This window comes from Bombella mellum, assembly GCF_014048465.1.
In the GTDB taxonomy this organism is placed as follows: Bacteria; Pseudomonadota; Alphaproteobacteria; order Acetobacterales; family Acetobacteraceae; genus Bombella; species Bombella mellum.
Window position 1 is genome coordinate 270,935 of the sequence record NZ_PDLY01000004.1, and the last position, 12,668, is coordinate 283,602.

Genomic DNA, 12,668 nt, shown 5'->3' on the forward strand with positions numbered 1-12,668 from the left:
CGGAGGAGAAGGACCATGGGAAAGCCTTGGACAGGTCTTACCGGATGTTGGACGGGATGGATTTGGCAATCTGTGTTGCCAGCTGCACGACAAGATTGCGCATCAGGGCCGCCGTGTCCGCATCCGTATGGACCGGCCCGTTGGCCGCCAGATGGACGATGTTGCGCAGCAGCGGCTTGTTGCGGTCATGCGGGATGATGGCCCAATGGGCATTGAGGATGGCATGGCCATTGACATCCACGTCAAACTCGGAAATCGCAATCATGATCTGCATGTCGGCCGCCTTGGCCAGCGGCTGATCCGTGAAGAGGGTGTCATGCGAGGCCGTGGCGGCCACCTCGTTGGTGATCAGGTCCGTGATGCCAAGGGAGAGGCGGGACGCCCACCGTGAATTGGGGCTGCGATGGATCTCTTCTCCCTGACGGGTGATGATGTCCTGGCAGTCCAGATAGTCGGGCATGACCACCCTGCTGACCTGCACGACGGTGGTCTGCGGGGAGACCTGAAGGGATTTCGTGTCGGAATGGACCGGAATGCCGAGCGTGTAGATGTGCAGCGGGGGTGAGGCACAGCCTGCCAGCAGGCCACAGCCCCCCAGAAGAGCCAGAACGGTACGACGGAAAGGAAAGATCATGGACGGCGTCCCATAAGCAGAAGTTGCGGGTTACGTTCCACATCGCTGGCGAAACCACGGAGAGAGGAGGCCGTTGCGGCAATGTCACGCAGGGCGGCATCAAGGTTCGCACGGTCCACGGAACGGGATGAAAGGATGTCCTGAAGGGATTCCAGTGTCTTCGTGGCGGAAGCAAGCGTCACATGCATGTCCCTGCCACGGAGGTCAAGCTGGTCCGTCCCCGTGTCCAGCAGCCTGTTCATCTTGCCCAGTGTCTGGTCCAGCCGTGCCTGAAGGTCCCGGATGGCGACGGTGGCGGCGGTCACTGCGGCCTGGGACTGGTCGGAGGTCTGCTTCATGCTGGCGATCAGGGCTGGCAGTTCCTGATGAAGTTCGTCGCTCAGGGAGGTGACGGAGAGCAGGGCCGTGTCTGCATGCTGGCTGATGTCCTTGAGGGGGATCTGTTCCAGCGTGTTCTTCAACTTTTCCATGGTGGAGAGTCGGACGGGAATTTCCGGAAGGCTGGTGACACGGGGATGCAGCGTGGCCGGAACGGACCTGTCGAAGTCCAGCTCGATGTTCGACTGGCCGGTGACGAGGCTCTGGAGGTTCAGCCCCGCCCGCAGCCCGTTGCTGATCATGTCCTGAAGGCTGATCCTTGGTCCCCCCGTGGCGTCACGGACGACATGCATCTGGCCTGATTCCAGGGTGATCACGACGGGAATGTAGGCCTTCCGGTCCTTGGGGTCGAAATGCAGGGTGATGCTTTTGACAGACCCCACCTTCACGCCACGGAAATTGACGGGAGCACCGATGGAAAGCCCGGAAATGGAATTCTGGAAAACGGCCACGACGTCTCGGGAGGACGAGAAGAGCCGCAGGTGACCGAAGGCCATGACGATGAACAGGAGCAGTACCCCCCCGATGACGACAAAGGCACCTATCTGGGTTTTTTTGCTGGTGTTTTCAGACATGCTGTTCGGCCTTCTGTTCTGTCTGGGAGGGGATGGAGGCAGAGCGGTGCATGAAGGCTGTCACCTCTGGCAGAGTACAGCTGTCATGCAGGTCACGGGGGGAGCCATGGGCGATGGGCTGGTGTGTCACGGCATCCAGAAAGATGCCGTCATCGGCGATGGTGAACAGGCTGGGCAGTTCATGGCTGACGATGACGATGGTTGCTCCCAGCCCGTCCCGGAGGGTGAGGATCAGGTCATCCAGCCGGGCGGAGGTGATGGGGTCCAGTCCGGCGGAGGGTTCGTCAAAGAAGAGAATGTCCGGCTCCAGGGCGATGGCCCGGGCAAGGCCGGCCCGCTTGCGCATGCCGCCTGATATCTCGAAGGGGAAGAGATCAATGGCATGTTCCATGCCCACGAGGCCAAGCTTCAGGCGGACAAGCTGCTCGATGGCATCGGGTTTCAGGTCCGTGAACATTTCCAGAGGCAGGGCCACGTTCTCGCCGACGGTCATGGAACTCCACAGCGCACCACTCTGGAACAGGACGCCATAGCGACGGTTGATGGCGGTACGGCGGGCTTCATCCTGCCCCCAGTAGTCATCCCCTCCGATCATGATGCGGCCAGCCGTGGGGCGCAGCAGGCCGATCATGCTCCTGAGCAGGGTGCTCTTCCCACAGCCGGACCCGCCCATGACGGCGAAAATGGATCCCCGTTTCAGGTCGAACGAGACATTCTTCTGGATGATCTTGGGGCCGAAAGAGAGCTGCAGGTCACGGACGGCAATGAGGGTGTCTCTATCAGGCATCATCAGATTCCAACGGCGTTGGCGAGTACGGCAAAGATGGCGTCCAGTGCGATGACACCGACAATGCCGATCACGACGGCCCGCGTGGCGGCGATGCCGACATCGGCGGCACTGCGGCCGGCTTTCAGTCCGACCCGGCAGGCTGCCAGCGCAATGAAGCCGGCGAAGAAGAAGGCCTTCACGAAACCGAAGATGAACTGGTTCAGGTCGACGCCATCAAAGGTGGTCAGCCAGTACCCGATGGGGGACAGGTCCATCATGGTCATGGAAACGACGAAACCGCCAAAGATGGCAACCATGGTGCCATACAGGTAGAGCAGCGGCATCATGATGACCAGGGACAGGATGGACGGCAGCAGGATGTATCCGGCGAGGGAAATGCCGGTCACCTGGAGGGCGTCGATCTCTTCATTGCCCTGCATGGTGGAGATGCGGGCCGCATAGGCTCCCCCTGTCCGCCCGGCCATGATGATGGCGGTCATGATGGCGGAAATCTCACGGGCGGAGGCGATGCCAACCAGATTGGTCACATAGATTTCGGCGGCGAATTTCCGCAGCTCGAGCAGTCCCACGAAGGCGAGAATGGCCCCGATCAGGAAATTGACGATGCTGACGATGAGCAGGGCTGATGGACCGGCGTTCCAGATGTCGACCAGCAGATCCTTGAGCCGCATGGAGCTTCTGCCACGGAGGCACTGGATGACTCCATGCCCTACCTCTGCGACCAGGGTGGTGCAGGTGCCGATCTCATGGAACACGTCCAGCGTGGCTCCGCCCAGGCGGGCCAAGGGGCCTTCACGACTGTCCTGATGGGGGGCGGGTGGCGTGGCCCTGTCTGGCAGCAGGGCCAGCAGACGCTGGGCCGAGGCCGGGAGGGCCTGACAGTCGAGCCGCAGGGACAGCCTGCCCGCCGCCTGCTTGACGTTCCAGATGAAAGTGATGAAGCTGGAATCCCAGTCTCCAAGGTCATCAGTCTTTATGAAAAGCGTCCGCCCCGTTCCGGTCCGGACCGAGGAGAAAGCATTGTCGGGCAGACGCATGGCCTCGCCGGAAAGTGCCTTCCAGCGGCCTCCGAGTGTCAGGCAGAGACCCTCGGGCGTGTCCGTGATGGACCATGATGGAGAAGAGGTGGGCTGGAGAGCGGCATGTTCCTGTGTCATGGGCAGAAGGCCAGAGTACGGTAGGCCCCTGTCGTGGGCCGGAAGGGAACATGCAACATCATCGCGCCTACAGACTGTCTATCATGTTATCCTAGGTTAATTCTTTTCTGAAAGCGAGCCGCTTCTCTTCAGGGCAGCCATAACGCTTGGGCATGAAAAATTAGGTCATGGCAGGCTTTCCGTACTGACGGCATAGAGCCGGAGATGCAGCCGATGGCCGTTGGAATAATTCAGGCCTTCGAACTGGTCATAGAGGATGCTCCCGGTGCCAAGCCGGGCCAGTTCCTGCTGGAAGATGGTGTCATCTTTCTGGTCCACGAGGGCCAGATCGCATCTGGCATGGTCGTGCAGGCTGTGGGCCGCCTGTCGGGGGGGAAGCAGGCGTGCCGTTCCGCCCGTGAGGAAGACAAGGCTGGGTTCCCTGTAGGAGGGGGAGATCAGGACGCTGTCATGGCAGGGGCGCATCTGCTCGAAACTGTGGGCAATCCGGGGTGAAAGCTGGATGCTGGTCAGATGGGGAATGACGCAGAGGAAAATCCCCGCCTCCGTTAGGAGAGCTGCCCCGATGGAACAGGACAGGCTGTCCCGCCATCTCCGCTTCCAGACGAGCCACCCTGCCAGCAGAAACAGTGGAAGACTCCCGCAGGCTGGCAGGAGGGCATCAGCAGAGACGTGTCCTTCCATCCGGTACAGCAGGATGGGACCGGCCAGACAGAAGGTCAGACCGGCCAGTCCCCAGAGGAAGGCATAGAGGCTGATGGCCAGTCGGCTCCAGAGAGATTTCAGCGGGGAGATGGTCCAGCAGGTCAGGCTGGCTGCCGTCAGGATGGCGATGGCCGGGTAGGTTGGTAGGACATAGTGGGGCAGCTTGGTGGCGAGACATTCAAAGACAAACCAGTGTGGAACGATCCAGCAGAGCAGGAAGAGGATTTGTGGCTCCATACGCTTCTGCCAGAGTGTCGGCAGGGATCGTACGGCTGAAAGGGCACCCGGCCAGAAGGCGGGCAGGAAGAGCATCAGGTAATAGCCGGGGGGAAAACCGTGTGTTTCCTGTGCGTGGGTAATCTTGCCCAGCAGATTATGCCCGACGGCATGACGGAAGAAGTCGCCATGACTGACCAGTGCAATGCCCAGGCACCAGGGCAGCGTGATGGCCAGGCTGAGCAGCCACCCCCAGCCGGACCGCAGCTGCCGCAGAAGGGCGATGCTCCGCTGGCAGCAGCAGAGGGCAGCAAGCGTACCCAGGGCAGGTATGAGGATGATGGGGCCTTTCAGCATCAGCCCGGCCCCGAGGGCACACCAGTAGGCGAGGCTTGACCGGCAGGGTGTCGGTCTGCCTGCCCGCATGTCTTCAAAATGCAGAAGCAGCAGGGCCTGAAGGCAGAGAACGTCCAGCAGCAGGACGCTGTCAATGGTTGCCATCCGGCTCTCTGCGGCAAAGAGCGGGGCGACCAGCAGCAGGCAGGCTGAAAGCAGCCCCGTTTTCCTGCTGAAGAGGCGGGTACCGATCCAGGCGGTAAGAAGGATGCTGAGGGTTGAGGCGATCAGGCTCGGAATACGGTAGGGCCAGCTTGCATGGCGGAGGCCGGGATTGCCGGTGATGGCCTCCGTGGCCTTCACTGCTCCGGCTTCCAGCCAGTAGATGCCCGCTGGCTGGAGATAGCGGGGCTGGTCCTGAAAGCGGATGTCGATGAAATTGCCCGAGGACAGCATCTGGGCCGTGGCCTGCATGTAGCGGGGTTCGTCACGGTCAAGAGGTGGCAGGCTGATGCGTCCCGGCAGGGCCAGCAGGAAGGCCAGAATGGCGAGCAGGGCATAATGGCGGAGAGAAAGGGTCACGAATACTCTGCTTCAGGCTGGAGGAGCGGATGTGACAGCGAGGCCCTGTTTCGGGCGGAAACGCCGGGCCGTCTCAGAGTTCGGTCAGTGAGGGAGGCTGACGGGTTCTCTTCTGTAACCAGAGGACGCCCAGCATGTCCCGGATACCGACGAGGGCCCGATGCAGGTTGGTGTATTTGGACTGCCCATGAAGCCGGGGGCGGTGTTGGGTCTCGATGCAGACCAGAGGGGCACCATAATGTTTCATCAGGGCAGGAATGAAACGGTGCAGCCCTTCGAACTGCGGGAGGGAAAGGAACAGGTCCCGCTGGAAGAGTTTGAGGGGGCCGCCCGTATCCGGGCAGGCATCCTTCAGAAGTTTCTGGCGCAGCCCGTTGGCAAAACGTGTGGCAAACCTGCGGGACAGCCTGTCCCTGCGCTTGCGCCGGATGCCCACGACCAGCGGCTGGACGGGACAGCCTGCATATGGCTGGACGGCGTCTAACATCGTCCTGATGAAGGCCGGATCATCCTGACCATCCCCATCCATCGTGGCGATCCATGGGGCACGGGCTGCCCGGATGGCCGTACGCAGGGCCGTGGACTTGCCCAGGCATTCCGGGTGGACGAGGATACGCAGCTCGGGAAGAATGGAGCTGCGGGCTTCCTGCAATTTCTGGAGAGTGCCGTCCGTACTGCCATCATCCACAAAGATGACTTCGGTCGGGGGGAGGGTCGCCAGAGCCGCCCGGATTTCCGTGCAGACAGGCAGGATGTTGTCGCCCTCATTGAGGACGGACACGACAACAGCCAGTAAGGGATGCTGCTGCTTACTGGCTGTCATGGCGTATCAAGCGGCTTTGTCACCAAAAGCCTGCGGAAGGGCCTTCAGCCCGTCATTGATGAGCCGGTTGGCAAGTTCCGGGTCTTCTTCCAGTTTTTTGCCCAGCACGTCCTTCGTGGCTGCCAAGGCCAGTGCGGCTGCCTGACGGCGGATGTCACGAAGGGCGATCTTTTCGGCGGCCTCGATGCGCTCACGGGCCATCTTCTCATGGCGGGCGATGATGTCGGCTGCATCACGCTCGGCCTGGGCACGCATCTGCTCGGCTGCCTCGTTGGACCTGGCGATGAGCTGCTGGGCCTCTTCCTGCGCACGCTTGTGGTCACGCTTGGAGTCCTCAAGCATCTGCTCGGCCTCACGACGGAGCCGTGTGGCCTCATCCAGATTCTTGCGGACCTCATTGGCCCGTTCGTCCAGCTTGGAGGCGATCACGCCCCATATCTTGCGGCCGAAGATGACGAAGAACAGGACGAAGGCGATTGCCGTCCAGACGCGGGGTTCATGAAACATGCTCGGCTCCTGCGGCATGGGCCTGTTCGACAGCAGCGGCAATGACCTTCTCGTCGGCCGTGCCGATGAGACGTTCTGCCAGTGTCATGGCGGTGCTGGAGGCGATCTCGTTGATGTTGCTCAGCGCATTGTTGCGGGAGAGGGCGATCTGGGATTCGGCACTCTTGATTTCAGCTTCCAGACGGGCTGCCGTTTCTTCTGCCTGAACCCGGATGGCTTCCCTGGTCGTCTCACGGATGCTCTGGATGGTCGCCTTGGCGTCCTCGGAAGCTTTCTCCCGTGCCTCGCAGAGTTCCTTCTGTGCCTGGTCGGCATCCTTGCGGGCACGGCGGGCAAGGTCCAGATCGCTCTGGATGCGTGTCTCACGTGCCTTGATGACATCCGCCACCCGTGGCAGGGCGGAGCGGCTCAGAAGCAGGTAGAAGATGATGAAGATGAGGGCACCCCAGACCACCTGACCCTGTAGCAGCGGGTCCTTGAAGTGGAGCTGGGGCATGCCTTCCGCCACGGCCCGGCCCGGCAAGGCCGCAAGAGGGGCGGCGGCAGACAGGAGGAAACGGGGCGTAAGGCGCATGGTCCTGCCCTCAGACGAAGAGAATAAGGAAGGCGATCAGCAGGGCGAAAAGGGCAATGGCCTCCGTCAGGGCGAAGCCGAGCATGCCCAGACCGAACACATGCGGGCGGGAAGCGGGATTGCGGGCGATGGAGTTCACCAGGGCAGCAAAGATGTTACCGATACCAGCACCGACACCGGCGAGAGCAATCACGGCAAGACCGGCACCAATCTCACGAGCGGGATGAAGAAGATCCATGGTTCAGGTTCCTTTAAGAAAAGGGCAGGGAGAGAAACGTGGAGACGGCGGCCACTCAGTGGTCGACAGCCTCACGCAGGTAAATGCAGGTAAGGATGGCGAAGACATAGGCCTGCAGCAGCCCTACCAGCAGCTCAAGTGCCGTCAGTGCGATGTTGAGCACAAGAGGAGTGACAGCCAGCACATCGCCGACAACTCCGAGACCGGCAAGCATGATCGTGAAACTTGCAAAAACTTCCAGCAGCACGTGCCCGGCCACCATGTTGGCGAACAGACGGATGGACAGGCTGATGGGACGGGAGATGTAGGAGAGGATCTCGATGGGAATCAGGATGGGGGAAAGGGCCACGGGGGCACCTTCCGGCATGAAGTGCTTGAAGAACCCCAGCCCCTGAAAACGCAGGGAGGTCAGGATGCAGATGATGAACACCGTGATGGCCATGGCAAAGGTCACGGCGATGTGGCTGGTGAATGTATAGGAGAAAGGCAGGAGACCAATGTAGTTGCCTGCCAGGATGAAGAAGAACAGGGCAAAGATGAAGGGGAAGAAAGCCGTGCCTTTCTCCTCGCCGATCGTGTCCACGGCGAGACCGCGGACGAAATCGTAGCTCACTTCTGCCGCCGCCTGCAGGCGGCCGGGAACGACGGCCTTCGGTTTCATGCCGAAATAGAGGAAGGCCAGCACGACGGCTGAACTGATCGCCATGAACAGCGGGGCCTGGGATAATCTCAGGGCCTCGCCGAAGGAACCAAAAATCGGATGCAGCTCGAACTGTCCGAGCGCGTCAATCGTCGATCCGCTGGCCACGCTGGCTTCTCCCGTCTTTCTGTGCCCCGTTCTCAGGGACATCCATCACATTCACAACACGCCAGACATTCCGCAGGCCGGCTCCCATGCCGAGCATGGCGAACACGATTATAAACAGAGGCCTGTGTCCTGTCCATCGGTCAAGCTCATAGCCAATGCCCAGTCCCACGGCAATACCGGCGATCATGTCGCTGGCGATACGGAAGGCCATGCCAAGGGAGGACTGGTCGGACAGTCTCTTCTTTCCGGGAGAGGGCGTCCGTGGGGCGACCTTCTGCTCCAGCCGGGCGAGACGCTGGTCAAACTGGCTACGCCGGGTCGTGTCGTCATCGGTCACGCTGAAATACCCCACAGGCCCCGTTTTCAGGCCACGGGGCACGCTCCTTGCTGGATGGACCTAGCTAGACAGGCCGTCCGGGTACTGTCAATGATTTCTGCACACTTCTCCGGATGCCGTGAACGGAGGCTAGCCGACGAGGCGCAGCCTGCGGTTTTTCGGACGGGAGGAAGGCCCGTCACGCTCCGGGCCGAAAGGCAGCATAGGGGCTTCCTGCTGCTTCTCTCCAGCCTCGGCGGGAGCATCGGGCAGACGCTGGCCCAGATAGGCATCCGAAAGGGCACGGAAGGCGTAGTCCAGCATGGAGGTCGCATAGCTGGCCACGTCGTCACCTTCCACCGTACCGCAGGCTCCGAAACGGGAATAGGCGAACTGCTCGACGAACACGTCCAGAGGAACGCCAAACTGGAGGCCGATGCTGACCGCCTGGCTGAAGCAGTCCATCAGGCCACGGGCCATCGGGCTTTCCCGGGGAGGAGCCAGCGAGAGGGAGGCCAGCGTGCCGTCCTCGAACTCGCCGGTCCGCATGAAGAGGCGGTGCCCGCCGATGGAAGCCCGCTGGCTGAAGCCTTCCTGACGCATGGGAAGAGGGCGGCGCACGCCTCGTCCCAGCTTTTCTTTCAGGTCGTCCGTCTCGGGTTCCGGCAGGGCCGGGAGATGATCGCAGAAGGGGGCGACGGCCTCGTGCATCAGGGCATGTGCCCGGGCACCGGCAGGCTGGAGCGGCGGTTGGCCGTCCAGAGCCAGGGCGAGTGCGGCTTCTGGCGACAGCCCCTTGTGAGCCAGCCGGTTCAGCGTGGAGGCACGCAGTCCCCCATGCCCGTTGACCAGCGAGAAGATCGGCCCCAGACCGCAGGCTTCCACGTCCAGAATGGCATCGACGGCTCCCGGAGAGGAAAAGCCCGTCTCGATCATGGCAAGGCCGGTCAGGGACCGGGTGGCGGCACTGATGGCAACGGCCGCCTGTTCGATGTCAGGTGCCTGCGGGCAGCTGAAGGCGGGTTCCGGGCTGGCCGTGCCCGCCCGTGCCACGAGCCGCACGAGCCGGGCGATGGCGGCGGCGGTCTGCCGCCCTTCGTCACTGTCATAATCCATGCCCAGGGCGGCAAGGCAGGCATCCAGGTCCGTCAGCAGGATGAGGCCGGCAGGGCCGTCACTGGTGCAGAAAGGGGCAGGCTCGTCAAAGAGGGGCAGGTCACCGCTGCGGTAGGGGCGGCGGGCAGCCTCCAGCCTGCGCAGGCTGTCACAGGCCAGTTTCAGGCACGCCGCAAAATGTTCCGTGGCGAAAAGTCCGTCCTGTACGAAACCGGAGAGGCGGACGACGAAGCCCGGCTGGCCGTCAGGCTCGTTGCGCCAGAGGGCGGCATTGGGGGCCATCTGCTGCATGAGCAGAAGGCAGGACAGGCTGCGCCCGACCGGGGGAGCATCCTGCGGGGCATGGGGCAGCGGCGGGGTTGAATCCACCGCCTCCACCCAGCGGGCGGCCTCGCTGGCAAGGCGGACGGGACCGCCTTCCGTCGGGGACAGCTGGGCGAGAGCCTGGGCGGCATCATCACTCCAGACAGAGGGAATGGTGACCGGGCGCAGGGCTGCGCTGTCAGGGTCTGTGCTCGTCTGAAGCGTTCTCATGTGAACGCCACTCCAGTGAAGATGCGCTTTCATGAGGTCGAGTCTAGTACTGAAGCCGTGGTCATGGAACCATGATCAGGGGGGGATAACGGGCATAAGCAGGCAGGAAAATGGGGATATGGGGGATAACTGCACGCCATGTGGACGGCAAGAAAAAGTGGCGGTTGTCATGCAGGAGGTTGGACGTGAGGTGCGGAGTCCGCTAGAGCGGTAGGGACGTGACTGCATGATGGGTCAACAGCGTAAGAAGGATGCGTTCATGGCGTCGGACAATGCCGGGGATATCGCAGCGAGACGGGCCGGGCGGGACCGGATGGAACTGCTGGTCGGGCTGGTGACAGCTGCCGTTCTGGCCGTATTGATCGTGCTGGCCCTTGTCGGGCGGCAGCACCCGCAGGACCGTGGCTATCAGCTTCATGCGGCCTTCGGTCATATTGACGGGCTGAGCGTGGGGTCTGATGTCCGGCTGGCGGGCGTGACTGTCGGACACGTGCGGGACATGCAGGTGGACCCGCATACCTTCCAGGCCAACATCATCTTTTCTGTGTCGCCAGAGATACAGCTGCCCGTGGACAGTGGGGCGGTCATCACGTCGGACTCCCTTCTGGGAGGGAAATATGTGGCCCTGACTCCCGGTGGTGATACGGCCATGCTCAGGCCGGACGGTACGATCAGCGAGACGCAGGGTGCCATCAGCCTCGAGCAGCTGCTGAGCAAGTTCATCTTCTCCGTGACGGACTCCCTTCAGAAGAAGGCTGCCCCCTCTCCGCAGGTGGAGGCTCCTGCGCCGCCTTCTTCCGTGGCGGAGCCTGCCCCGGGTGGAGTGTCCGGTGCGCCGGATGGAAAGTCTGCCTCCGGCGAGGCACCGGCGACAGGGCCGACGGCACAGTGAACCCGTCTCATGAGGAGGGGCTGGAGTGGCTGGACAGGAACGGTCAGCCCATAAGCTGCACCGGCAAGCTCCGTGTCCTGAGGGAAAATGAAGCCGAGCTGCGGCAGGTGATGAAGGATGCCTGTGAGGATGCCCTGCTCATGGATGTGGGGCCTGCGGCCCTGCGCCAGCGCATGGAGTGGCTTCTGGAGAATGTGATGGCGGGTGTCAGGGGGATGAATGCTGCCGGAAAGGGAGATGGTGAATGAGGATCAGGAAGATGTTTCTGGCTCTGCCCTGTCTGGCAGGGCTGGCGGGAGGAGTGTCCGGAGCAGCCCAGGCTGAGGGGGTCAGGGGCGTGACCCCTCCGGCGACCTATCCGGCCAATACGTGGCAGGGGCGTAGCGGAGCCGTGCTGCGGATCATGCGGCGGCTGGATTCCCATGTGGAGCTCGTGCCGCTGCATTCCGGTGAGGACGTGGCCTATGGCCCTCTCTCTCTCCGGCTGGAGCGTTGTCTCCAGAGGCCGGACGGCCTTCCGGCCCAGATGACGGCCCTGCTGAAGATCGAGGAGAATCAGGATTCGGGCAGTCCGCCGTTCGAAGGCTGGATGTTCACGGATGATCCGGCTCTGGGGGCCTATGCAGGTGCCCTGTATGACGTGCAGCTCGTCTCCTGTGATGGAAACAAGGTCGAGCCGATGGTGGGGCCGCCTCCTGCACCGGCTCCGCCGCAGCTGCCTGCCGTCATGGCTCCTCATGTGGAGGCCGACGAGGAGCATGGACCGGTCGTGCTGACACCGTCAGGGCCGGACGGTAATGGCCAGGGGGGCAGCTCTTCAGGGCCGACGTCCCTGCTGCCACCGGCGCAGCCTGTTCAGCAGCCGCAGCAGGGAGCCGCTGCTCCGCACTGAGGCGGGACAGGCAAGGACTGAAAAAGGAGAGGGTGAATGCTGTTTACCGACAAGCGGCAGATTCGGGCAGTCTGGCGGATTGGTGGGCTGTTCATCCTGTCCGCCCTTTTCGTGTTCCTGACGGTTTTTATGGCGGAGACCGCCCTGCACATGGTTCCGTGTGAGCTTTGTCTGTGGGAGCGTGAGCCGTGGCGGGTGTTGCTGGGAATTGGCGTGCTGTCTTTGGTGCTGTCTCCCCGCTATGCCCGCTGGGCTGCTGTGGCGGGTCTTGTCTGTCTTCTGGTCAGTGTCGGTCTTGGTGTCATGCATGTGGGGGTGGAGCATGGGCTGTGGCCCAGTCCTGCTGCCGAATGTCATGCCGCTCCTGTGGAGGGGCACGGTTTCGCAGACTGGATGGCCCATCTTCCGTCCCGTCCTGCAAAACCCTGTGATCTGCCAGACTATCCTTTTGGTCTGCCCGTTTCCATGACGAGTCTTTCGGCCCTGTATGCCGTTCTGGTTTTCGGTCTGGCCGTCATGGAGACCCGCAGGCTGTTCCGTTTCGTCCGGGTGAACCGGCTGGAGGCATAATCGGGTCCCGGAGGCGGATGTGAAG

16 protein-coding genes are annotated in these 12,668 nt (G+C 62.3%); 4 read left to right on the plus strand and 12 right to left on the minus strand.

What is annotated here, in order from left to right; genetic code table 11:
- Positions 1-37: 37 nt before the first annotated feature.
- From CPA56_RS07760 to CPA56_RS07815, 12 genes are all read right to left on the minus strand, one after another.
- On the minus strand, positions 38-634 hold the full coding sequence (locus CPA56_RS07760) for a PqiC family protein (protein WP_195805126.1): 597 nt from the start codon (positions 632-634) through the stop codon (positions 38-40).
- Positions 631-1,587, minus strand: coding sequence for an MlaD family protein (locus CPA56_RS07765; RefSeq protein WP_182041415.1), 957 nt, complete (start codon positions 1,585-1,587; stop codon positions 631-633). Before CPA56_RS07765 ends, CPA56_RS07760 begins: the two co-directional genes overlap by 4 nt.
- Entirely contained in the window at positions 1,580-2,377 is a 798-nt protein-coding gene (locus CPA56_RS07770; protein WP_182041416.1) for an ABC transporter ATP-binding protein, read from the minus strand. Before CPA56_RS07770 ends, CPA56_RS07765 begins: the two co-directional genes overlap by 8 nt.
- Positions 2,377-3,534 carry an MlaE family ABC transporter permease gene (locus CPA56_RS07775; RefSeq protein WP_182041417.1) on the minus strand — a complete coding sequence of 386 codons (1,158 nt, stop codon included), beginning with the start codon at positions 3,532-3,534 and terminating at the stop codon, positions 2,377-2,379. The genes CPA56_RS07770 and CPA56_RS07775 overlap by 1 nt, the downstream gene beginning before the upstream one ends.
- A 165-nt stretch (positions 3,535-3,699) precedes the next feature.
- Positions 3,700-5,373: an ArnT family glycosyltransferase gene (locus CPA56_RS07780; RefSeq protein ID WP_182041418.1), complete on the minus strand. Its 1,674-nt coding sequence runs from the start codon at positions 5,371-5,373 to the stop codon at positions 3,700-3,702.
- 73 nt (positions 5,374-5,446) lie between these two features.
- Positions 5,447-6,196 (minus strand): glycosyltransferase family 2 protein, encoded by a 750-nt coding sequence (locus tag CPA56_RS07785; protein ID WP_182041419.1) that lies wholly within the window; start codon positions 6,194-6,196, stop codon positions 5,447-5,449.
- A gap of 6 nt (positions 6,197-6,202) precedes the next feature.
- Positions 6,203-6,703, minus strand: a complete 501-nt coding sequence (locus tag CPA56_RS07790; protein WP_182041420.1) for a F0F1 ATP synthase subunit B family protein — start codon at positions 6,701-6,703, stop codon at positions 6,203-6,205.
- Positions 6,693-7,277 carry a F0F1 ATP synthase subunit B family protein gene (locus tag CPA56_RS07795; RefSeq protein WP_182041421.1) on the minus strand — a complete coding sequence of 195 codons (585 nt, stop codon included), beginning with the start codon at positions 7,275-7,277 and terminating at the stop codon, positions 6,693-6,695. Before CPA56_RS07795 ends, CPA56_RS07790 begins: the two co-directional genes overlap by 11 nt.
- Before the next feature lie 10 nt (positions 7,278-7,287).
- Entirely contained in the window at positions 7,288-7,515 is a 228-nt protein-coding gene (locus tag CPA56_RS07800; RefSeq protein ID WP_018979931.1) for an ATP synthase subunit C family protein, read from the minus strand.
- 55 nt (positions 7,516-7,570) lie between these two features.
- Positions 7,571-8,323 carry a F0F1 ATP synthase subunit A gene (locus tag CPA56_RS07805; protein WP_182041422.1) on the minus strand — a complete coding sequence of 251 codons (753 nt, stop codon included), beginning with the start codon at positions 8,321-8,323 and terminating at the stop codon, positions 7,571-7,573.
- Positions 8,301-8,702, minus strand: coding sequence for an AtpZ/AtpI family protein (locus CPA56_RS07810; RefSeq protein ID WP_326831315.1), 402 nt, complete (start codon positions 8,700-8,702; stop codon positions 8,301-8,303). Before CPA56_RS07810 ends, CPA56_RS07805 begins: the two co-directional genes overlap by 23 nt.
- Before the next feature lie 87 nt (positions 8,703-8,789).
- Complete coding sequence (locus tag CPA56_RS07815) at positions 8,790-10,289, minus strand: TSCPD domain-containing protein (RefSeq protein ID WP_229707525.1); 1,500 nt, start codon at positions 10,287-10,289, stop codon at positions 8,790-8,792.
- Positions 10,290-10,548: 259 nt separating this feature from the next.
- Here CPA56_RS07815 and mlaD point away from each other — a divergent pair, with 259 nt between their 5' ends.
- From mlaD to CPA56_RS07835, 4 genes are read left to right on the plus strand one after another with little or no spacing between them, the layout of a single operon-like run.
- Positions 10,549-11,181 (plus strand): outer membrane lipid asymmetry maintenance protein MlaD, encoded by a 633-nt coding sequence (gene mlaD, locus CPA56_RS07820; RefSeq protein ID WP_407645670.1) that lies wholly within the window; start codon positions 10,549-10,551, stop codon positions 11,179-11,181.
- Positions 11,178-11,429, plus strand: coding sequence for a hypothetical protein (locus CPA56_RS07825; protein ID WP_326831316.1), 252 nt, complete (start codon positions 11,178-11,180; stop codon positions 11,427-11,429). Before mlaD ends, CPA56_RS07825 begins: the two co-directional genes overlap by 4 nt.
- 11 nt (positions 11,430-11,440) lie before the next feature.
- Positions 11,441-12,073: a DUF2155 domain-containing protein gene (locus tag CPA56_RS07830; RefSeq protein WP_182041424.1), complete on the plus strand. Its 633-nt coding sequence runs from the start codon at positions 11,441-11,443 to the stop codon at positions 12,071-12,073.
- 36 nt (positions 12,074-12,109) lie between these two features.
- Entirely contained in the window at positions 12,110-12,643 is a 534-nt protein-coding gene (locus CPA56_RS07835) for a disulfide bond formation protein B (protein WP_182041425.1), read from the plus strand.
- The last annotated feature ends 25 nt before the right edge of the window (positions 12,644-12,668 follow it).